This is a genomic window from Luteibacter sp. UNCMF331Sha3.1, from assembly GCF_900109915.1.
Lineage (GTDB): Bacteria > Pseudomonadota > Gammaproteobacteria > Xanthomonadales > Rhodanobacteraceae > Luteibacter.
The window spans coordinates 796843-816851 of the sequence record NZ_FOBU01000002.1 but is presented as its reverse complement, the minus strand read 5'-3'; the positions used below and the strand labels follow the sequence as shown (position 1 = coordinate 816851).

The following is a 20009-nucleotide window of genomic DNA, read 5'->3' as shown; positions in this document are numbered from 1 at the left end:
CGCGCTTTACGCCGCCTGCTTCGGGATCGAGTGGTTCGTGTGGGTGATGCGGTTGTCCGCGTCCACGTAGACCAGGTCCGGCTGGTACTTGGCGAGTTCCGCCTCGGAGAGGCCGGCGAAGGCGGCGATGATCAGGAGGTCGCCCGTGGAAACGCGGCGCGCGGCGCTGCCGTTCACCGAGATGATGCCCGAGCCCTCTTCCGCACGCAGAGCGTACGTGACGAAGCGTTCGCCGTTGCTGATGTTCCAGGCGTGGATCTGCTCGTACTCGCGCATGCCGGCGGCGTCGAGCAGGTTGCCGTCGATGGCGATCGAACCTTCGTAGTTCAGCTCGGCGTGAGTCACCGTGGCGCGGTGGATCTTGCACTTGAGCATGTTGAGGTGCATGGCGGTCTCTGGGGTCAACTGGGGATACAAAACGCCCATTGTAACGGAGGCTTGCCCGTCCGTCGCATGGGCTCCTCTGTCGGTGCGCTTTATGGGGGACCGCGCTTCGAAACGCAAGTCCCCGTATGTGAAGGGATTCAGTCGAACGGCAGGTTGTCGATCAGGCGGGTGGCACCCAGCCGGGCGGCCACCAGGGCGACCAGCCCCTCACGCTCGTCCACGCCGGGTTCGCCGAGGTCCTCGGCACGACGGATGGCGACGTAGTCGGGCACGAAACCCGCCCGCTCCAGGCGCGCCCTCGCCGCCTGCTCCAGTGCCTGCCAGGCGTGTCCTTGCCGGAACAGCTCACGCATCTGGGTCAGGGTGGCGTAGATCTGCGGCGCTCTCGCCCGTTCCTGCGACGAGAGGTACTGGTTGCGCGAGCTCAGGGCCAGTCCGTCGTCGTCGCGCAGCGTGGGAGCGGACATGACCTTCACCGACAACGAGAGGTCGGCCACCATGCGCTCGATGACCTTCAGCTGCTGGAAATCCTTCTGGCCGAACACGGCGATATCGGGCTGCACGAGGCTGAAGAGCTTGGCGACCACCGTGGCAACGCCATCGAAATGCCCCGGCCGATGGGCGCCCTCCAGCGTGTCGGTGACGACCGGCACGTGGATGCTCACGCTGCTCGCCGGGCCGAACGGGTACATGGTCGAGACCTCGGGCGCGAAGAGGATGTCGCATCCGGCCTCGGCAAGGCCGGCCTGATCCTGTGCCAGCGTGCGGGGATACCGCTCGAAGTCCTCGCCGGGACCGAACTGCGTCGGGTTGACGAACACGCTGGCGACGACACGGTCGGCACGGGCACGCGCCAGCTTCAGCAGCGAATGGTGTCCGGCGTGAAGGTTGCCCATCGTCGGCACGAAGCCGACGTTCTGGCCGGCGGCGCGCCAGCCGCGGATCGCGGCACGAATCGCGGCGGCGTCTGTAACGGTCTGCATCGTGCTGCCCTCAGGTGAAACTGTGCTCGACGCCAGGGAAGCGCCGTTCGCGCACGTCCTCGACGTAGGCGCCGATGGCGCCCTGGATGGAATCGCGTCCCGCGAGGAAATCCTTCGAAAACTTCGGACGCTTGCCCGGTGTCAGGCCCAGCAGGTCGTACACCACGAGGACCTGTCCGTCGCAGTCTACGCCCGCACCGATGCCGATCGTCGGGATCGACAGCTCCGCGGTGATGCGGGCGGCGAGTGCCGAGGGCACGCATTCGAGCACCAGCAGATCGGCGCCAGCGGCCTCGACGGCCTTCGCGTCGGCCAGCAGCTTGTCGGCGGCTTCCTGCGTCTTGCCCTGCACCTTGTACCCACCGAAGCGGTTTACCGACTGGGGCGTCAGACCGAGGTGGCTGCACACGGGGATGTCGCGTTCGGCGAGCGCGGCGATCACATCGCAGATGCGGCCGGCGCCCTCGATCTTGACCATCGCGGCGCCGCCTTCGGCGACGAGTCGCGTGGCGGCGGCGAGCGCATGCGGCACGTCCCGGTCGCTCATGAAGGGCAGATCCGCGACGAGCAGCGTCGCGGACAGACCGCGTGCCACGGCGGCCGTGTGATAGACCATGTCGTCGACCGTCACCGGCAGCGTGCTCGCACGCCCCTGCACCACCATGCCGAGGGAGTCGCCGACCAGGGCCACGTCGACCCCGGCGGCGTCCAGCTGCGCGGCGAAACTCGCGTCGTAGGCGGTGAGCATTACGATCTTCCGGCTTTCGGCTTTCATCGCCTTCAGGCCCGGCACGGTCACCGGCTTACGCGCCGGCGCACTCGTTTTTTCGACGTACACGCTCTGTCGCCTCGTTGGGTGAAACCGGAATTGTCCGCCTGTCCGGGCGGTATCTCAAGGAATTCGGGGCGCAGGCAGGAGACGGGCCTCCCAGCTTCGCCGATCCAGCCCGAAATCGTCGTCGGATGGCTCGATCCGGCAAAGGGTCTGCAGCGTGGCCTCGCGCCGGGCGAAGCTGATCCCTGCATAGCGCTCGTAATCCGCCAGGCTCCGCCGCCGCCCCAGCCAGGGTACGGGCACCGGGTCGCCGTGCATGCCGAACGCGTTCTCCACGTCCGACAGCGCGCGCAGGCCCAGTCGCGCCCCATCCAGCACCGTCTCGCCGCGTGCGAGGGCGAGCGCCTGATCGTCCCAGACCTTTGGCGCGTCCGGACGGCCGTAGTAGTGCCAGACGACATGGCGATGCGGGTGGAACAGGTCGTAGCCGTGGGTGTAGGCGCGTACGGCGAGGGTGATCTCTTCGGTGTTGAAGTAGTGATCCGGGTCGGCCGGCACGTCGCGCACGAATGTGCCGTCGGCGAACGCGAAGCCCCCGCTGAAGAACCGCGCACGGATCGGCGCGTTCGCCCCGGGTGGATACGCGATGGGCGTCGACCGGGTCCGGATCACACCCGGCCCACCGAACGCCACGAAATCGATCTGGTAGCCCTCGTCGCAACGGGATGGCACGGCTTGCCCTGGTTCGTAGGCGGGCGGGTGCGCCACCAGCACGGGTCGCCTGCTGCGCCGGCGCAGCGCCTCGAGCATGCCGATCAGGTCGCTGTCCCAGTGCCGGGCGAAGCGGTGGTGCGAGTCCAGCTGCAATGTGTAGGCCTCGTCCGAGAACGCCTGTTGAGCGATCGCCCGTGCCCAGCCGCAGCCGCGCGATTCCGCCATGGCGTAGTCGTAGATCCACACGACGGCCCCGAGCTTTTCGAGGCGGTGCCGCAGATGCCCCGCATGCACGTCGGTGGACACGCGGAAGCCGGCCGCCGCGAACGCATCGACGCGCTCGCCTTCGTCGTGCTGCCAGCACACCCCGGCGCGAAGGCGCTCCGGGTAGCGCGCCTTCTGGACCAGATCGACGAGCGTGGGGATCAGCTCCGGATCGCGATACGCCGGAATCTGCACGAAGATGCGTTCGTCGCTCTGTCCGTCCATGGCCGTCCACCGATCGCCATCCTGGCGTCGAACGCATGCTAAGCCCGGACGTCGCCGCTACGGAAGAACGTCGCAGCCGGCCTGATCGAGCGTTTCCAGCAGCGCCGATACACGCCCCTGGCCCACGATGAAAAAATCGGGTTCGATGTCGGCCAGCGGCAGCAATACGAAGGCGCGTTCGGCCATGCGCGGATGCGGCACGGTCAGCCGCTCGTCGTGCCATGCGAGCGCGTCGTACGCCAGCAGGTCGAGGTCGAGCGTGCGGGGGCCCCAGCGTTCGCCGTCGCGCACGCGTCCGAAGGCCCGCTCCGTTTCCAGGAGCACGTCGAGCAGCTCGTGCGGTGTCAGCGACGTTTCGACCGCGATGGCCGCGTTGATGAAATCGGGCTGGTCCACGTGACCCCAGGGCGGCGTACGGTAGAACCGCGACCGCCCGGTCGTCCGGATCGCCGCGTGACCGTCGAGGCGCGCGATGGCCGCCTCGAGCGTCCGCCGCGTATCGCCGAGATTGCCTCCGAGACCGATGAACGCACGAACGCTCACGCGCCGCCCGAGTCGCCCTTCCCACGGCCCGCGGGTTTGCGGCGACGGCGGCGCTTGCGCACCGGGGCGCTGCTGGAGGCGACGGGCTCATGGGGCGGCACGCCGCCACCGCCGAGCGCCGCCGCCAGCATGTCGGGCGGCAGCTGTTGCGCGTGGGCCCACCATTCGCCGAGCTCGCGCATGCGCTCCGATTCGTGCGCACGCAGCAGAAGGAAATCGAACGCCGCGCGGAAGCGCGGATGCGACATCAGCCGGAACACGCGCTTGCGATGGATCTGCTCGAAACGCGGCTGCAGCGCCCAGATCTCTTCCATCGTGAACGTGAAACGGCGGGGAATCGCGACGCGCTGGCACTGCTCGCCCACGACATGCACCGCCGCGCGCTGCCAGGCTTCGTTGGCGTCGTAACCCTGCGCGATCCAGCCATGCGCCTGGTCGCGCACCTCGCCCCACAGCAACACGGCATAGAGAAACGCCGGCGTCACCGACTTTCCGTCGGCGATGCGTGCATCGGTATTCGCCAAGCCCTGTTCCACGAGCGCGCGGAGCGCGACGTCGCCGCGCTCGAGCGCGCGGGCGGTGGCCGGGAACAGGAAACGCAGGAGACCGCAGGCCTCCAGCATCTTGAAACTCTTCAGGCCGTGGCCCGCGAGAAACAGCTTCAGCGATTCGTCGAACAGACGGGCGGGCGCGGCCTCGCCGAGCAGGTGCCCCAGCGTGGCGAACGGTGCCAGCGCTTCCCGGTCGATCGTGAAGCCGAGCTTGGCCGCGAGACGTGCCGCACGCAGCATGCGCACCGGATCTTCGCGGTAGCGTTGCTCGGGATCGCCGATCAGCCGCATGGTGCGTTCTTCGAGATCCTGCATGCCGCCGACGTAGTCGCGGACGCTGAAGTCGGCGATGTCGTAGTAGAGCGCGTTCACCCGGAAATCGCGGCGCACCGCGTCTTCCTCGATCGTGCCCCAGATGTTGTCGCGCACGATCCGCCCGTCGACGATATGGCGATCGCCTTCACCGCCCTCTTCGCCCGTTCCCCGGAAGGTCGCGACCTCGATGATCTCGGGACCGAACACGACATGCGCCAGCCGGAACCGGCGACCGATCAGCCTGCAGTTCCGGAAGAGCCCCTTCACCTCGTCCGGCGTGGCGTTGGTGGCGACGTCGAAGTCCTTGGGGTGACCGCCGAGCAGCAGGTCGCGCACCGCGCCACCGACGAGGTACGCGGCGAAGCCGGCGTCGTGCAGGCGGTAAAGCACGCGCAACGCGGCCTTGCTGATGTTCTTGCGGGAAATGGAGTGCTGATCGCGCGGGATGATGCGCACTACCGGCGAAAGCTCACTCCTGGTTTCGGAATTCAAGCGGTCGGAATCCTGGCGAGCGCATCCGCGCCCGTTCAAGTAGCTGCCCGTACCGGAGGGCCGGCGGCGGGATGGATGGGCCAAATGTAACGAATTCGACCCAATCCGACGAGCGGCATGGAAAACCATTGCCGGGCGACGGAATTTGTATATACTAGCGCGCTCCGTACACCCAGTACGACCCGCTCCCTTCGTCTAGTGGTCCAGGACACCGCCCTCTCAAGGCGGGAACACGAGTTCGAACCTCGTAGGGAGCACCATCTTTCCCCCCGGCGCTGAACCGTTCGCATGACCTTTGTCGTTACCGACAACTGCATCAAGTGCAAATACACGGACTGCGTCGAGGTATGTCCGGTCGATGCCTTCCATGAAGGCCCGAACTTCCTGGTGATCAATCCGGACGAGTGCATCGACTGCACCCTCTGCGAGCCGGAATGCCCGATCAACGCCATCTACCCCGAGGACGACGTCCCCGCGGGCCAGGAAGCGTTCGTGGCGCTCAACGCCGAGCTTTCGAAAGGCTGGCCTGTGATCACCGAGCGCAAGGATGGCCTGCCCGACTCCAAGGACTGGGAAAACAAGCCGGACAAGCTCGCGCTGCTCGAGCGCTGATGCCCCTGGCGGGTTGAAACCCGCCCCACCCGGACCCGGATTTGCCGCTTACGCGCAGCCTACGACGTACAGGGTATGTTGTCGCACGGGTTCGCGCGTGACACTGCGCGCACTGACTGGACACCGATGTCCGACCGCGCAACGCCTGCCCGGCGAGGGCATCGGACGACCGCCGGTCAGCGCCCGCAAGGAAGTTCGTCTGCCAGGAGGCTCGTATGAAATCGCCGAGATACCCATTCGCTCGTCTTCTACTGCTCGCGCTGTGCATGGCGTCCGCGGGCTGCATGGTGAAACCACCGCCGACACCGTCTGCGCGCGTGCGCGCGGAGCATACGGCAGAAGGACAGGCCGCCGCTGCCGCCATGCAGGCCCGATTCGATGCCATCGCCGACAGCGACCCGTTGAATGCGGACTGCGACGGCGCACGCACGCCGGTCTTCCTCTGCAGCGGCATCCTCCTTCGGGCCACCGGGAACTTCAGCGAGAATTACCATTCCTGGAATCCGAACCCGAACAGTACCAAGCCGGGCGGCGTGTCTTTTTCATTCCTTCGCCGCGACGCGTCGTTCAAGAAACTCGCTTATGGCTACAACCACGGGTTCACCGTGTGGCCTGTCTTCCATCTGCCGCAAGGCAAGTTCGAGATGGAGGTGCTGTGTTACTTCCCGATGGACGGCGCTACCGATCTGCGCTCCGAAGCCGGCTGCGGGCCGCACCGCGACCACCCGACCGAAAGCGTGCCCTGCCAGCGGAAGTCTCCGCCGATCGTCACCGGCGTGGCATGGCTGGCGGACTACAACGATGCGCCGTCGGGGACGAGCAAACGCGATCAGTCGTGTGGATTCACGATGGTGAGCGGCACGCCGGATTCGGCGGCCCTCTTCAAGGAAGCCATGCACGTACAGCACCTCTATCGCGGCGCGTTCTTCGAATCACAGGACGAGGCCATCATTTCGACATGGGGGACGAACCTCGAAGCGACCATACCGCTGGAATCGTTCTTCTTTCTCGCCGGCACGGAGGGGGACACACAATCCCGTGGCGATCAGAACGATTTCTATGTCACCAGCAGGGGTATCTGGCGGCCGATCATCCGCGTCACGCTTCCCACTGCTCCGAACGGAGAGGCCCATTTCGAATACCACGAGAGCGACCAGGCCGTCCCGTGATACAGGCCCACGGCCGGTGGCGCTGCGGATAGACAGGCACAGGCATCGTTGAAGCGACGGCGACGCCGGCGTGGCGGATCGATATCCAGGGAGGATGTCATGGCACAGGGACGTTTGAATTCACTCCAGCCGACCCTACGGGCACTGCTCGTCGCCTTCGTACTGGTCACATCAGCGTGCGCGACCCGGTACGCTGCCGAGCGCGAACATCCCGGATGGGTACGCGCGAACGGCGACGAGCCCACCGAACAGGACGACGTTTACGGCAATAAAGTAGCCGCCGACCTGCAGGCTCGCTACGACGACTCGCAAGTAGACTGCGGAGGCGCGAGTCGGCCGGTCGTATTGTGTTCGGGGATCCTGTTCCGCGCCACGGTATCCAGCCCCGACTATCATGCGTGGAATCCCAACCCCAATAATCCCAAGGGCACCGTATCCTTTTCGTGGCTGCGCCACGACGCCCAGTTCGAGAGCCTCTACCTCAGCCGCTATACGCACGGCTTCGTGCTGATCCCGCTGTTCTACGCCGACCGCGCCGGACGCCTCGACCCCTACTACAAGATGGAGGTCGTCTGCGTCTACCCGATCGACGCCGACACGGATCGCAGAGACCGTAACGGCTGTGGCAGCCACGCCCTTTATCCCGATACAAGCAGGCCCTGTTTCGAGATGGGCATCGATACGGCAGCGAAGTACGTGGCCTATTACCAGGAGTCTCCCCTCTTTGCGTACTCCTGCAGCATCCCCGTCGCCATCGGCGATGCCCACAGCGCGGCGAACTTCACGATGTTCATCGAAACCATTCGCGGCATGGGCGGTATGGCGTTCAATTGGTGGAACGAGCTGCTCGTCCGAGAGTGGCCGCAGGACATCCACACCACGATTCCACTGGAGGCGTTTTTCTATCAATCGGGCACTGGGGGGATCGACGGTGCCCGACTCGACCAGATCGACTTCCGGGCGGCCTCCGGCAAATGGTTACCCATCATCCGGTTCAACATGCCCGCTACAATCGATGATCGCGCCACGTTCCAGTACGTCCCCGCCGACCAGAGTCGGATGCCGCCTGGCGCCCTACCTGAGCCGTGATGCGAGAACGCCGCCTTGCGGCGGCGTTCTCGCGAGTATCGAAGCGGCGCTTACTTGCTGCCCATGCGCGACTTCAGAGCATCGATCACGCGACGGACGCCATCGGCATCGCCCTGCGCGCGTACTTCGCTGCCCGTGCCGCTCGCGTTGACCGTGAGCACGACCGAACGCATGGCGCCCTGGGCCGAACCCGGTGCGTCCTTGGCGTCCTGGTCGGCGTTCTTGCCACCGCCGAACATGCGGCGGAACAGACCCGGGCGGCCTTCCGGCTTACCGCGGTTCACCGACAGCTGGTAGGTGTGGGTCGCATCGTCGTGGGCCGTGACCTTGCCGACATCGCCCACGCTCAGCAGCTCGCCGATGCGGCGATAGGCGGCATCGGCGTCGTCCGTCAGCACGAAGCCGTCGGACACGGGCGCCGCGGAGGGCACCGACGACGATGCGCCACCGGCACCGGACCCGACGTCGGGGATCACAAGCGCCGCACTGGTCGACGGCGTGTCGAGACCCGGCGGAATCTCCAGGGGAGCTTCCTGCTGGGCCCTTTCCCAATCCTTCTTGGAGCGGAACGCGCCGCAACCGGAGACGACCAGGACGGAGAGGAGCAGTGCCGGGACGACCAGCGCGTACGAGGTTTTCTTCATGAACTTTCGGTTCCGTTGGGAAGAGTGTTTCAGGCAGCGGAGGCCAATGGTGCCAGAGCCGCGAGCGTTTCGCGCAGCTTTGCCAGCGCCGGACCGGACTCCAGTTCGACGAGGGGCAGCCGCGGCGCCGCCGAGCCCAGCCCCAGCGCGGCCAGACCGGCCTTGACGGGAATCGGGTTCGGCGCGCAATTCAGGGCATCGACCAGCGGCGCGAGACGGGCCACCTCGGCCGCCGTACGCTGGGCGTCGCCTGAACGAGCGGCGTCGCACATCGCACGGAACGGACCGGGTACCAGGTTCGACACCACCGAAATCGTCCCCGCGGCGCCCGCCAGCATGGCCTCGTGAGCCGAGCCGTCATCGCCGCTGAGGTAGACGAAATCGGCACGGATAAGTTCCGCGATCGCCTGGATCCGGCCGGCGTCGCCGCGGGCCTCCTTGATGCCGACGATGCCGGGATGGTCGCGCAGCACCGCCACCGTCGCCGGATCGATATCGCAACCAGTGCGCGGCGGGACGTTATAGAGGACGACAGGGAGACCGCCCTCGTCGGCCACCGCAACAAAATGCCGCCGGAGGCCTTCCTGGGTCGGCCGCACGTAGAACGGCGCCACGACGAGCGCCGCATCGGCGCCGAGGGCCTTCGCGCGGCGGGTCGCGGCGATGGTCTTCGCGGTGCCGGCTTCGCCGGTGCCCGCGATGACGGGGATGCGGCCGCCGACATGCTTCACGGCCAGCGCCAGCAACGCCTCGTACTCGTCGTGCTCGAGGAAGTGCGATTCGCCCGTCGACCCCGCGACGACCACGCCCTGCGTGCCACCGGCGATCTGCTGGTCGAGCAGACGGACGAAGGCGTCGAGGTCGAGGGAACCGTCGGCGGCGAACGGCGTCGCCAGCGCGGTGATGCTTCCTGAGATATCCAAGGTCGAACCCGTTGTGAAATCAGCCCTTCGCATGTTACCGGGGCGTTTCCGGGTAGTCCATTCGACGGGTTTCACCCGGCGCGATCGTCGGCGTCTTGCCTGTGCGCGACGGGGGCAAGTAAGCTGCCCCCAAAGCGTTGGTTCCGCGCCCCGCGGGACGCGCCATGGGTAGTACGCCTTGAATCGTTCCGCAGCACGCAACGCCGCCACCGATAACCAGCTCCTCATCTCGACGCTGTCGCCGGCGCACCGCGCGCCGATCCTCGCGCTGGCCAAGCGCATCGCCGACTCGGGCTGCAACCTCGCCGACGCCCGCGTCTCCACGATCGGCAACGACACCTCCGTGATGCTGCTGGCCGCCGGCGCGTGGGACGCCGTGGCGAAACTGGAGACCTCGCTGGGCAAGCTCGCCCGAGACGAAGAGCTGCAGATCGTCCACTACCGCACCACGCCGCGTGAACCCACCGCGCACCTGCTCCCGTACCTGGTGGAAGTCATCGCCGCGGATCGCCCGGGCATCCTCGTCAAGATCATCGAATTCTTCTCGCGACGCGACATCAGCGTCGAGCAGCTCTCGTCGATGCGCTACCAGGCGATGCAGACGGGTGCGGAAATGTTCCAGGCGCAGATCACCATCGGCATTCCGTCCGAGACGCACATCGCCGCGCTGCGCGACGATTTCCTCGAGTTGTGCGACGGACTCAACCTCGACGCGATCATGGATCCCGTGAAATTCTGACGACGCAGGAGGAGCGAACGCGACGCATGACCGGCAAGGGCAAGAAGGTTCCGAATCTCGAAGGCTCGCTAGGCGACGGCTCCACGCTGTCGCTGTCTTCGCTCAAGGGCAAGTGGGTCGTAGTGTTCTTCTACCCCAAGGACAACACCCCGGGCTGCACCAACGAGGCAAAGGATTTCCGCGATCGGTACGCGGCGTTCCAGGCCCGCGATGCCGAGGTGATCGGCGTCTCCCGCGATTCCGTGCGCTCGCATGCGAATTTCGCCGCCAAACACGAGCTCCCGTTTCCGCTCGTGTCCGACGCGGACGAAACCTGGTGCAAGGCGTTCGACGTCATCCACGAAAAGGTGCTTTACGGCAAGCGCTATCTGGGTGTCGTGCGCAGCACGTTCCTTATCGATCCAAACGGCCGGCTCGCCGCGGAGTGGCGGGGGATCAAGATCCCCGGACACGCGCAAGCCGTGCTGGACGCTGTTCCCACCGCGTGACGGATACCGCGTCATGCGGCTCCCTCCCCCGGCCGTCGCCGTGCGGCCGGGTTTTGCAACCTCAGCATGAGGTCACTTCCGCATGACCGGAAGCAAGCGCATCTACGCCCTCGACACCAACGTGCTGCTGCACGACCCCACGTCGCTGTTCCGCTTCGAGGAACACGACGTGTTCATACCGATGACGGTGCTGGAGGAACTGGACGAGAAGAAGAAAGGCGGATCCGAAGTCTCGCGCAACGGCCGCCAGGTCAGTCGCTTCCTCAACGAACTGATCGAGCGCGGCGGTGGTCACGGTGTCCGCGAAGGACTCGAACTGATCAATCCGCAGGGCGTGAAGCTGAAGCGCGGCGCCGTGGGGCGCCTGTTCTTCCAGCAGCGCACCAGTCACGGCAACGGCAAGGCCGACAACCAGATCCTCGCGTCCGTCATCGACCTGCGCGATCAGTACCCCGATCGTCCGGTCATCCTCGTCAGCAAGGACATCAACCTCCGCATCAAGGCGTCCATCTACGGCATCACCGCGGAGGATTACGAGAACGATCGCGCGCTCGACGATTTCGCCCTGCTCTTCACGGGTTCCGACGCGCTGCCGGAAGACTTCTGGAATCGCCATCCGGAAGTGCGTTCGTGGAACGAGCGCGGTCGCACGTTCTACGAGCTCGACGTGCACGAGGACGAGCTCTGGTATCCGAACCAGTGCCTGTACATGCCCGGCGAGAACGACGTCGAGCTGCGCGTGCTCGAGATCCGCGGCGACGAGGACGATCGCAAGGCGAGGCTCGTGCTGCTCGACGATCACAGCCACGCGGCGCACGGCGTATGGGGCATCTCGGCGCGCAATCGCGAGCAGAATTTCGCACTGAACCTCCTGATGGATCCCGACGTCGACTTCGTCACGCTCCTCGGCACGGCCGGCACGGGCAAGACGCTGCTCGCTCTCGCCGCGGGCCTCGCGCAGGTCATGGACCAGCAGCGCTATCGCGAGATCATCATGACGCGCGCGACGGTATCCGTCGGCGAGGACATCGGCTTCCTGCCGGGCACCGAGGAAGAAAAGATGACGCCCTGGATGGGCGCCCTCACCGACAACCTGGAGGTGCTGGCTAATCCGGAGGAAGGCGGTTCGTGGGGTCGTCAGGCCACCAACGACCTGCTTGCCTCGCGCGTGAAGATCCGCTCGCTCAACTTCATGCGCGGACGCACCTTCCTGAGCCGCTACCTCATCATCGACGAGGCGCAGAACCTGACGCCGAAGCAGATGAAGACGCTGATCACTCGTGCGGGCCCAGGCACGAAGATCGTGTGCCTCGGCAATGTGGAACAGATCGATACGCCGTACCTCACCGAAACCACTTCCGGCCTGACCTACGCGGTCGATCGCTTCAAGCTATGGGCCCACTCCGGCCACATCACGCTGAAGCGCGGCGAACGTTCGCGACTGGCCGACTTCGCGTCGGAAGCGCTGTAGTACCGTAGCGACGGCGCGAGCACGACGCTCGCGCCGTTCACTTCGGGAGCGTGACGGTGGAACGGAATCCTTGCGTGTACCTCCTTGGCCAGCGGCTACCGGGGCACTCTCTACGTCGGCGTCACCAGCGCGCTCGTTCGACGCGTATGGCAGCACAGGCATGCCGACGTCGTCGGTTTCACAAGACGCTACTCCGTCGATCGCCTCGTGTGGTACGAGCAACACGTGACCATGGAGTCGGCCATCCTTCGTGAGAAAGCGCTCAAGCGCTGGCGTCGCGCGTGGAAGCTCGAACTCATCGAAGCCGGTAACCCCGACTGGCACGACCTGTACGATTCTCTCTTGTGATGCTTCGCCTTCAGGTCGGGGACGTGGGTACCGGCATGCGCCGGTACGACGGTGAGGGCTGACGTCGACCGGGGCAAGCCTGTGCCCGCATTGCTCGTCATACCGGCGTACGCCGGTATCCACGGCGAGCACGTGCATGAAAACCCTCAGTTCCGCCCGGATGAAGACCGGGGATGTGGGTACGGTGAGGGCTGACGTCGACCGGGGCAAGCCTGTGCCCGCATTGCTCGTCATACCGGCGTACGCCGGTATCCACGGCGAGCACGTGCATGAAAACCCTCAGTTCCGCCCGGATGAAGACCGGGGACGTGGGTACCGGCGTACACCGGTACGACGGTGAGGGGTGGCGTACACCGAGGCCAGCCCTTGCCCGCACTGCTCGTCATACCGGCGTACGCCGGTATCCACGGCGACCACATCGGGGGAAGGCCCCCGCACGCGTGCCCCGAAACGGTGTCGGGAGTATCCTATCGGCGTTGATACCGGCCGTCCGGGCCGCATGTATCGCCTGTCATCGTCGAGTCCAACCCCATGAATTTCCTCGGGCCGCGCTTCATCGTCCTCTACATCCTGATCCTGTTCACGCTGTGCGTGCTGCTGGTGCATCTGCGTGGGCGCTCGCGCCTGCGTTTCGATCGCCAGCTGGTGGATCATTCGGCGATCTTCGCCCCGTACAACCTGCTGATGTACGCCTTCTCGGCGGTCCCGGCCCGGCCGATTCTCGACCGGCGCGGCTTTCCCCAACTGGATCTGCTGCAGCACAACTGGCAGGCGATCCGTGAGGAGGCCATGCATCTGTTCGACGAGGGCTACATCCGCTCGGCGGAGAAGCACAACGACGCGTCGTTCAACTCGTTCTTCAAGCAGGGCTGGAAGCGCTTCTATCTCAAGTGGTACGGGGAGCCGCTGGCGTCCGCCGAGGCGCTGTGCCCGCAGACGGTGAAGCTGCTCAACTCGATCCCGTCCGTGAAGGCCGCGATGTTCGCGCTGCTTCCGCCCGGCAGCAAACTCAACCCGCATCGCGATCCGTTCGCTGGCTCGCTTCGCTACCATCTCGGCCTTATCACACCGAACTCCGACGACTGCCGCATCTTCGTCGACGGAGAGATGCACGCATGGCGCGACGGCAAGGACGTCGTCTTCGACGAAACGTACGTGCACTGGGCCGAGAACCGCACCGACCAGACCCGCGTCATCCTGTTCGCCGACGTGGAGCGTCCGCTGAAGAGCGGCCTGATGACGGCGATCAACAAGCGCGTGGGCGCGTTCATGGGCTCGATCACCGCATCGCCCAACAGCGACGATGGCGGCGAGCAGGTCGGTTTCGTCAACCGGATGTTCGCCCTGAACCAGCGTGGTCGCGAGCGCACCCGCCGTTTCAAGAAGGCCAATCCGAAGCTCTTCCGCATCGTGAAGTACATCGGCATCGTGCTGATGGTGTGGCTGATCTTCCTGGCCCCCTACCCCTTCTTCCGCGGTTAAGCGGCTTCCGCACCGGAACGCAGCCTTTGCCGGCAAAAAAAAACCCCGCCATCCGGCGGGGTTTTCTGCATCAGGCCGTGGCCTTGATGCGTTCGACGATCGCGTCGCCGAAGGTGTCGGTGGTACCGGTGCCGCCGACGTCCGGCGTGGTGCGATCGCGGGCGTTCATCACGTCGCTGATCGCGGCGCGCAGGCGCGTGCCCTTGGCGACCATGCCAAGGTGGTCGAGCATGTCGGCGGCGGCGAGCAGCAGCGCGCACGGGTTGGCCTTCTTCTGGCCGGCGATGTCCGGCGCGGAGCCGTGGACGGCCTCGAAGATCGCCGCGTCCTTGCCGATGTTGGCACCCGGGGCGAGGCCCAGGCCGCCGACGAGACCGGCACAGAGGTCGGAGAGGATGTCGCCGAAGAGGTTCGTGGTGACGATCACGTCGAACTGGTAGGGGTTCATCACCAGCTGCATGCAGGCGTTGTCGACGATCATTTCCTGGAACTCGAGATCCGGGAAATCCTTCGCCACTTCGCGCGCCACGTCGAGGAACAGGCCCGACGAGGTCTTCATGATGTTGGCCTTGTGCACGGCCGTGACCTTCTTGCGGCCCTTCTGGCGCGCCATCTCGAAGCCGTAGCGGCAGATGCGCTCCATGCCCGGACGGGTGTTGCGGATGACCGACACGGCGACTTCGTTCTCGCCGGTGCCTTCGCGCGTCTGGCCCTCGGCCATGTACGCGCCCATCGTGTTCTCGCGAACGGTGATGATGTCGATGTTGTCGTAGCGCGCCTTGGTGCCCGGGAAGCTGATCGCCGGACGCACGTTGGCGTAGAGATCGAACTTGCGACGCAGCGTGACGTTGATCGACGTGAAGCCACCGCCGATCGGCGTGGTCAGCGGGCCTTTGAGCGCCACCTTGTGCTTCGCGATGGCCTCGATCGTCGCCTGCGGCAGGAGGTCGCCGTGCTTCTCGAGCGCCACCACGCCGGCATCCACGTAGTCGTAGGTCAGACCGCAGTCGAGCGCATCGAGGACGCGGATGGTCGCGTCCATGATTTCGGGGCCGATGCCGTCGCCGGGGATCACGGCAATGGTCTTGCTCATGGGGGTAACTCCTGAAGGGAAGCGGGTCGCATAAGCGCGCGAGGGGTGCGCGCGGGGAGAAAAATCGCCTAATTATCGGCGATCCGGCCCGCTTCCTTCAAGGTTCGCCCCCGTTCGGGGCCTCGTTCCGGCCGCCTCAGGCAGCCGGATGGTCTTCGCAGGCGGCCGGGTCGGCCGGCGCCTCGCCTTCCAGCGAATCCAGGAAGTCCACGGCGCGGCGCAGGTGGGGAATGACGATCGAGCCGCCCACCACGAGGCCGACGCTGAAAACCTCGAAGAATTCGTCGCGATTCACCCCGGCTTCCTTGCACTGCGCGACGTGGTAGCTGATGCAGTCGTCGCAGCGCAGCACCATCGACGCGACCAGGCCCAGCATCTCCTTGGTCTTCACGTCGAGGGCGCCGGCGCGGTACGTCTGGGTGTCCAGTGCGAAGAAGCGCCGCACCACCTGGTTGTCTTCACCCAGGATCCGCTCGTTCATGCGCTGGCGGAACGCGGTGAATTCCTCGACGCGCTTGTCGGCCATCAGTGAGCCGCTCCGAGGATTTCCGCCAGGCGGCCACTGCGATCGGCCGCGGCGAGGTCGTCGAAACCGCCGACATGGGTGCCGTTGATGAAGATCTGCGGCACCGTGCGGCGGCCGCCGCTCTTCTCCAGCATGATGTCGCGCTGGGCGGGATCGGTGTCGATGCGGACCTCGTTCCACGCGAGGCCCTTGGCCTTCAGCAGGTTCTTGGCGGCCACGCAGTAGGGGCAGACGGCGGTGGAATAGATGGTGATGTCGGGGGTGGACATGGGTGTTTCCTGAAACCGGATAGTCGCAAAATGGCGTTGGATGCCGGATTTTACAAGGCACGCGGAACCGTGGCACGCCACCGTGGTCTCACCGATCCCAGCGCCCGGCGCGTGCAAGTCAACTCACCGTTCGGTGATGGTATCGTCCTTCGACTTATGCCCCTGCCCTTTCCCCGCCTCGCCCTGACCGCCGCCCTCGCGCTCGCGACCTTCGTCGCCGGCGCCCAGGACAGCATTCGCCTGCCGGATCTGGGCAGCTCGGCCAACGCCCTGATCAGCCCCCGCGAGGCCGACCAGTACGGCGCGATGATGCTCCGCCAGATGCATGCGCTCGACCTCACGGTCGACGACGCGCTGCTGGACCAGTACATCAACGACCTGGGGTTCCGTCTCGTCGCCGCCAGCGACCGGCCGAAGGACCACTTTCAGTTCTTCATCGTCCGCGACACGGCGATCAACGCCTTCGCGGCCCCGGGCGGCTACATCGGCGTCAACGCCGGCCTGATCGACATCACCACCAGCGAGGGCGAACTGGCGGGCGTGATCGCCCACGAAATCGGTCACATCTCCCAGAACCACCTGTACCGGGCATTCGAGGATTCCAAGAAGAACGCGCCGCTCATGGCGCTGGTGCTGCTGGGCGCCATCGCGGCCGGCGCGGGGGGCGGCGCGGGCGACGCGGCGCCCGCCGTGCTGATGGGCGGCCAGGGGCTGCTGATGCAGCGGCAGATCAACTTCACCCGCAAGGACGAGATCGAGGCCGATCGCGTGGGCATCCAGACGCTGGCGAACGCCGGCTACGATCCCGACGCGATGGCCGACTTCTTCGGCCGCATGCAGGACACCATGCGCGTCGGCGAAGGCGAAGAAGCCCTGCCCGCGCTGCTGCAGACCCACCCGGTGACGCTCGCGCGCATCAGCGACGCGAAGGCGCGGGCGCGCGTGCTCCAGGAACGCATGGCCAACCGACCGAAACTGCCCACCATCGACAAGGCCAGCTGGGAAAAGAGCACCGCTCCCGTGCTCTACGTGAAGGACCCGACGACCCTGATGGCCGCGACCGCGAAGGCGCCGAAGGACAGCCTGGGCGACACCTACGCGCTGATGCGCGAACGGGTCCGCGTGCTCTCGGGCGACCTGCAGAAGCTGACGTCGTATTACGCGACGAATCTCGAACGCAAGGACTTCGACACGGCCGCCAATCGCTATGGCTACGCGCTGGCGCTGACCCGTACGAACCACGGCACGCAAGCGGTCGGCGTCCTTCAGCCCCTGCTCGCGCAGCAGCCCGACAACGTCGTGATCCGGCTGGCCCTGGCCGACGCTTACGTCGATGCCGGCCGCCACGGCGACGCCATGGCGATCTACAAGGCGCTGCATGCCAATTCCCCGCGCAACCGGGCGGTGACGCTCGGCTATGCGAAGGCGCTCGCGGACACCGGCCGCTCGGACGACGCGCGCACGGCCACCACCCTGCTCCGGCCGATGCTCGACGACAGCGACGATCCGGAAATCTTCCGCACGTTCGCCCGCGCCAGCGAGCGCTCGGGGGACACCGTCCGCGCGGCCGAAGCCTATGCCGACAGCGCCTACCTCGCCGGGCGCCCCTTCGACGCCATGGAACAGCTGCGCCGCCTGCTGAAGCGCGACGACCTCGATTATTACCAGCGATCGCGTATCCAGGCTCGTATCAGCGATCTGACCCCCTTGTTGCTGGAATTGCGCAAACGACGGGTCAGCACCGACGACAATCCGGACGGCCGCAGCCAGTAGCGCCGGCACGGCCGGACGACGATTGTGACGATTGTCATTGCGGTGTAACACTGCATGGCTGCAATATGACCGTCATAGCCAACGAGCGGCCCCAGCGTGCACAAACGCATCCTTATCGTGGAAGACGAGGCTTCGATTCGCGACATGGTCGCCTTCGCGCTCCGTAAAGCAGGCATGGACGCGGCTCACGCCGCGGACGCCCGCGCCGCCCAGATGGCCATCTCCGAAAAGGTGCCCGATCTGATCCTGCTGGACTGGATGCTGCCGGGCACGAGCGGACTGGAACTCGCCCGCCGCCTGCGTCGGGAAGAACTCTCCCGCGAAATCCCGATCATCATGCTCACCGCCCGCGGCGAGGAAATGGATCGCGTGAACGGCCTGGAGGCCGGCGTCGACGACTACGTCATCAAGCCGTTTTCCACCCGCGAGCTCATCGCCCGCATCAAGGCGGTGCTGCGGCGCAGCCAGGGCGACGACGGCTCCGGCGTGGTCGAACTCGGCGGCCTGCGCATCGACGGCCCCGCGCACCGGGTGTTCGCCGGCGAGGACGCCGTGCCGATCGGCCCCACGGAATACCGCTTGCTGTTCTTCTTCATGACCCATCCGGAGCGCGTCTATTCGCGCGCCCAGTTGCTGGATCATGTCTGGGGCGGCAGCGTGTACGTGGAGGAGCGCACCGTCGACGTCCACATCCGTCGCCTGCGCAAGACGCTGGAACCGTGGAAGCTGGACGACATGGTCCAGACCGTTCGCGGCGCCGGCTACCGGTTCTCCGCCAATACCTGACCATTCGCGGGCCGGGCGCGTTATGGTGCATACCACCAGACCGTCACCGGCCCCGCCCATGCTCGACCGCTTCCTCGCCAGCTGGCGACTCCCCGCCGCATGTATCGCCCTGCTCCTCATGGGTGTCGCGGTGGGCACGCTCGTGGGCGCGACGCTGTCCGCCGTGACCCTCGTCGCGCTGCTGGAAATCGTCGTGCTGCTGTCGCTGTTCCGTCATAAAACGCGGCCAATGTTGCAGTCGTCCGCGTCGACCCGCCCCGAACATGACCGTCTGATGACCCGCACCCGCCGAATCGCTTCACGCCTGCGCGACCTGCGCAGCGCGGCCGGAACCCTGCCCGACGCCGTGGTCCTCCTTGACCACTCGTGGCATGTGCGCTGGTTCAACCACGCGGCCGAAGACCTGCTGGGCCTCAAACGTCCGCGCGACCGCGGCCGCCTCATCGAAGACCTGCTGCGCAATTCCGAACTCGCCGGCTGGCTGGCCGACGGTGCGCGTGAACCGCTCAACGACGTCACGGCGCCCAACCATCCGAACCGCCACGTCACAGCGACGCTGCTGCCCTTCGGCAGCCGCCAGCGCCTGCTGCTGGCGCGCGACACGAGCCACCTCACGCGCCTCGAGCAGATCCGCCGCGACTTCGTGGCGAACGTGTCGCACGAGCTGCGCACGCCGTTGACTGTCATCCATGGCTACCTCGAACTGCTCGATCCGGAAGACGTGCCCGAGCTCGCCCCGGTGCTCGACGAGATGCGTGCGCAGTCGAAGCGGATGGGACAGATCGTCGAAGACCTCCTGACGCTCTCTCGCCTCGAGACCCAGGACCACGTGGCCGACGAGCAGGTGCAGATGGTGCCCCTGCTCGCCAGCCTTCGTAAGGAAGCCGAGGCACTGAGCCAGGGACGTCACGCGGTGACCCTCGACATCGGCACGTCCTACGACGTGCTGGGTTCGCCGAAGGACCTGCACAGCGCGTTCTCGAACCTCGTCAGCAATGCCGTGCGATACACGCCGACCGGCGGTCGCATCGCGATCCGCTGGTCGGCCACGGAAGACGGCGCGCGCTTCGCGGTGCAGGATTCCGGCTTCGGCATCCCCGCCGCGCACATCGCCCGCCTGACCGAGCGATTCTACCGCGTCTCGTCGAGCCGCTCGCGCGACTCCGGCGGTACCGGGCTAGGCCTGTCCATCGTCAAGCACGTGCTCAACCTGCACCAGGCGCGCCTGTCGATCGAGAGCGAGCCGGGCAAGGGCTCGACCTTCGCGTGTGTTTTCGGCAGCGAACGCCTGCTCGACGGAACGCGCATGCAGGAAGTCGCGGGCCACCACCCCTGAGCCGGCACGGGC

At 66.2% G+C, this 20009-nt stretch carries 22 protein-coding genes and 1 tRNA gene; 12 read left to right on the top strand and 11 right to left on the bottom strand.

The features are described from left to right. Nucleotides 1–6 precede the first annotated feature (6 nt). From panD to pcnB, 6 genes are all read right to left on the bottom strand, one after another. Nucleotides 7–387, bottom strand: a complete 381-nt coding sequence (gene panD, locus BMX32_RS12050; RefSeq protein ID WP_089979214.1) for an aspartate 1-decarboxylase — start codon at nt 385–387, stop codon at nt 7–9. Between the two features lie 137 nt (nt 388–524). Further along, on the bottom strand, nt 525–1370 hold the full coding sequence (gene panC / locus BMX32_RS12045) for a pantoate--beta-alanine ligase (RefSeq protein WP_089979212.1): 846 nt from the start codon (nt 1368–1370) through the stop codon (nt 525–527). Nucleotides 1371–1380: 10 nt separating this feature from the next. After that, on the bottom strand, nt 1381–2169 hold the full coding sequence (gene panB / locus BMX32_RS12040; RefSeq protein WP_280140855.1) for a 3-methyl-2-oxobutanoate hydroxymethyltransferase: 789 nt from the start codon (nt 2167–2169) through the stop codon (nt 1381–1383). 93 nt (nt 2170–2262) lie between these two features. Further along, entirely contained in the window at nt 2263–3348 is a 1086-nt protein-coding gene (locus BMX32_RS12035; protein WP_089979208.1) for a GlcNAc-transferase family protein, read from the bottom strand. Nucleotides 3349–3405: 57 nt separating this feature from the next. Next, nucleotides 3406–3891 (bottom strand): 2-amino-4-hydroxy-6-hydroxymethyldihydropteridine diphosphokinase, encoded by a 486-nt coding sequence (gene folK, locus BMX32_RS12030; RefSeq protein WP_089979206.1) that lies wholly within the window; start codon nt 3889–3891, stop codon nt 3406–3408. Further along, complete coding sequence (gene pcnB, locus BMX32_RS12025) at nt 3888–5249, bottom strand: polynucleotide adenylyltransferase PcnB (RefSeq protein ID WP_089979204.1); 1362 nt, start codon at nt 5247–5249, stop codon at nt 3888–3890. Before pcnB ends, folK begins: the two co-directional genes overlap by 4 nt. Nucleotides 5250–5433: 184 nt before the next feature. On the opposite strand from pcnB, the gene BMX32_RS12020 reads away from it, so the two are divergent. The 4 genes from BMX32_RS12020 (at nt 5434) to BMX32_RS12005 (ending at nt 8119) form a co-directional block, all read left to right on the top strand. Continuing rightward, a tRNA-Glu gene (locus BMX32_RS12020) sits at nt 5434–5509 on the top strand. Nucleotides 5510–5537: 28 nt separating this feature from the next. Continuing rightward, on the top strand, nt 5538–5861 hold the full coding sequence (fdxA, locus tag BMX32_RS12015) for a ferredoxin FdxA (protein WP_089979202.1): 324 nt from the start codon (nt 5538–5540) through the stop codon (nt 5859–5861). Between the two features lie 215 nt (nt 5862–6076). After that, the gene (locus tag BMX32_RS12010) at nt 6077–7030 is read left to right on the top strand and encodes a hypothetical protein (protein WP_139206716.1); all 954 of its coding nucleotides are present in this window, start codon (nt 6077–6079) and stop codon (nt 7028–7030) included. Between the two features lie 99 nt (nt 7031–7129). After that, on the top strand, nt 7130–8119 hold the full coding sequence (locus tag BMX32_RS12005) for a hypothetical protein (protein ID WP_089979198.1): 990 nt from the start codon (nt 7130–7132) through the stop codon (nt 8117–8119). Nucleotides 8120–8169: 50 nt separating this feature from the next. Here the strand turns inward: BMX32_RS12005 and BMX32_RS12000 are convergent, their stop codons facing one another. Together BMX32_RS12000 and dapA are read right to left on the bottom strand one after the other, a co-directional pair. Continuing rightward, on the bottom strand, nt 8170–8763 hold the full coding sequence (locus BMX32_RS12000; protein WP_089979196.1) for a hypothetical protein: 594 nt from the start codon (nt 8761–8763) through the stop codon (nt 8170–8172). 29 nt (nt 8764–8792) lie between these two features. Continuing rightward, the gene (gene dapA / locus BMX32_RS11995; protein WP_089979194.1) at nt 8793–9686 is read right to left on the bottom strand and encodes a 4-hydroxy-tetrahydrodipicolinate synthase; all 894 of its coding nucleotides are present in this window, start codon (nt 9684–9686) and stop codon (nt 8793–8795) included. Nucleotides 9687–9864: 178 nt separating this feature from the next. On the opposite strand from dapA, the gene BMX32_RS11990 reads away from it, so the two are divergent. The 5 genes from BMX32_RS11990 (at nt 9865) to BMX32_RS11970 (ending at nt 14214) form a co-directional block, all read left to right on the top strand. Then, nucleotides 9865–10425 carry a glycine cleavage system transcriptional repressor gene (locus tag BMX32_RS11990; RefSeq protein ID WP_089979192.1) on the top strand — a complete coding sequence of 187 codons (561 nt, stop codon included), beginning with the start codon at nt 9865–9867 and terminating at the stop codon, nt 10423–10425. A gap of 26 nt (nt 10426–10451) precedes the next feature. After that, nucleotides 10452–10913 carry a peroxiredoxin gene (locus tag BMX32_RS11985; RefSeq protein ID WP_089979191.1) on the top strand — a complete coding sequence of 154 codons (462 nt, stop codon included), beginning with the start codon at nt 10452–10454 and terminating at the stop codon, nt 10911–10913. An 82-nt stretch (nt 10914–10995) separates the two neighbouring features. Beyond that, a complete protein-coding gene (locus BMX32_RS11980) occupies nt 10996–12384 on the top strand; it encodes a PhoH family protein (RefSeq protein ID WP_089979189.1) in 1389 nt (462 codons plus the stop codon). Between the two features lie 84 nt (nt 12385–12468). Continuing rightward, entirely contained in the window at nt 12469–12732 is a 264-nt protein-coding gene (locus BMX32_RS11975; RefSeq protein WP_139206715.1) for a GIY-YIG nuclease family protein, read from the top strand. A gap of 555 nt (nt 12733–13287) precedes the next feature. Continuing rightward, nucleotides 13288–14214 (top strand): aspartyl/asparaginyl beta-hydroxylase domain-containing protein, encoded by a 927-nt coding sequence (locus tag BMX32_RS11970; RefSeq protein WP_280140854.1) that lies wholly within the window; start codon nt 13288–13290, stop codon nt 14212–14214. Nucleotides 14215–14284: 70 nt separating this feature from the next. Here the strand turns inward: BMX32_RS11970 and BMX32_RS11965 are convergent, their stop codons facing one another. From BMX32_RS11965 to grxC, 3 genes are all read right to left on the bottom strand, one after another. Continuing rightward, a complete protein-coding gene (locus tag BMX32_RS11965) occupies nt 14285–15307 on the bottom strand; it encodes an isocitrate dehydrogenase (protein WP_089979184.1) in 1023 nt (340 codons plus the stop codon). A 136-nt stretch (nt 15308–15443) separates the two neighbouring features. Beyond that, nucleotides 15444–15833: a carboxymuconolactone decarboxylase family protein gene (locus BMX32_RS11960; protein WP_089979182.1), complete on the bottom strand. Its 390-nt coding sequence runs from the start codon at nt 15831–15833 to the stop codon at nt 15444–15446. Beyond that, nucleotides 15833–16102, bottom strand: coding sequence for a glutaredoxin 3 (grxC, locus tag BMX32_RS11955; protein ID WP_089979180.1), 270 nt, complete (start codon nt 16100–16102; stop codon nt 15833–15835). The genes BMX32_RS11960 and grxC overlap by 1 nt, the downstream gene beginning before the upstream one ends. 156 nt (nt 16103–16258) lie before the next feature. Between grxC and BMX32_RS11950 the strand changes: the two genes are divergently transcribed. The 3 genes from BMX32_RS11950 to phoR all read left to right on the top strand — a co-directional run bounded on the left by BMX32_RS11950 (nt 16259) and on the right by phoR (nt 19997). After that, a complete protein-coding gene (locus BMX32_RS11950; RefSeq protein WP_089980276.1) occupies nt 16259–17875 on the top strand; it encodes a M48 family metalloprotease in 1617 nt (538 codons plus the stop codon). A gap of 96 nt (nt 17876–17971) precedes the next feature. Beyond that, nucleotides 17972–18661, top strand: a complete 690-nt coding sequence (phoB, locus tag BMX32_RS11945; protein ID WP_089979179.1) for a phosphate regulon transcriptional regulator PhoB — start codon at nt 17972–17974, stop codon at nt 18659–18661. Between the two features lie 58 nt (nt 18662–18719). Continuing rightward, entirely contained in the window at nt 18720–19997 is a 1278-nt protein-coding gene (phoR, locus tag BMX32_RS11940; RefSeq protein WP_089979177.1) for a phosphate regulon sensor histidine kinase PhoR, read from the top strand. The last annotated feature ends 12 nt before the right edge of the window (nt 19998–20009 follow it).

Excerpts from the sequence above, each read along its gene's own strand:
- panD (WP_089979214.1), bottom strand. The coding sequence starts at position 387 with ATGCACCTCAACATGCTCAAGTGCAAGATCCACCGCGCCACGGTGACT.
- panC (WP_089979212.1), bottom strand. The coding sequence starts at position 1,370 with ATGCAGACCGTTACAGACGCCGCCGCGATTCGTGCCGCGATCCGCGGC.
- BMX32_RS12035 (WP_089979208.1), bottom strand. The coding sequence starts at position 3,348 with ATGGACGGACAGAGCGACGAACGCATCTTCGTGCAGATTCCGGCGTAT.
- fdxA (WP_089979202.1), top strand. The coding sequence starts at position 5,538 with ATGACCTTTGTCGTTACCGACAACTGCATCAAGTGCAAATACACGGAC.
- BMX32_RS12010 (WP_139206716.1), top strand. The coding sequence starts at position 6,077 with ATGAAATCGCCGAGATACCCATTCGCTCGTCTTCTACTGCTCGCGCTG.
- BMX32_RS12005 (WP_089979198.1), top strand. The coding sequence starts at position 7,130 with ATGGCACAGGGACGTTTGAATTCACTCCAGCCGACCCTACGGGCACTG.
- BMX32_RS12000 (WP_089979196.1), bottom strand. The coding sequence starts at position 8,763 with ATGAAGAAAACCTCGTACGCGCTGGTCGTCCCGGCACTGCTCCTCTCC.
- BMX32_RS11985 (WP_089979191.1), top strand. The coding sequence starts at position 10,452 with ATGACCGGCAAGGGCAAGAAGGTTCCGAATCTCGAAGGCTCGCTAGGC.
- BMX32_RS11980 (WP_089979189.1), top strand. The coding sequence starts at position 10,996 with ATGACCGGAAGCAAGCGCATCTACGCCCTCGACACCAACGTGCTGCTG.
- BMX32_RS11965 (WP_089979184.1), bottom strand. The coding sequence starts at position 15,307 with ATGAGCAAGACCATTGCCGTGATCCCCGGCGACGGCATCGGCCCCGAA.
- BMX32_RS11960 (WP_089979182.1), bottom strand. The coding sequence starts at position 15,833 with ATGGCCGACAAGCGCGTCGAGGAATTCACCGCGTTCCGCCAGCGCATG.
- grxC (WP_089979180.1), bottom strand. The coding sequence starts at position 16,102 with ATGTCCACCCCCGACATCACCATCTATTCCACCGCCGTCTGCCCCTAC.
- BMX32_RS11950 (WP_089980276.1), top strand. The coding sequence starts at position 16,259 with ATGCCCCTGCCCTTTCCCCGCCTCGCCCTGACCGCCGCCCTCGCGCTC.
- phoR (WP_089979177.1), top strand. The coding sequence starts at position 18,720 with ATGCTCGACCGCTTCCTCGCCAGCTGGCGACTCCCCGCCGCATGTATC.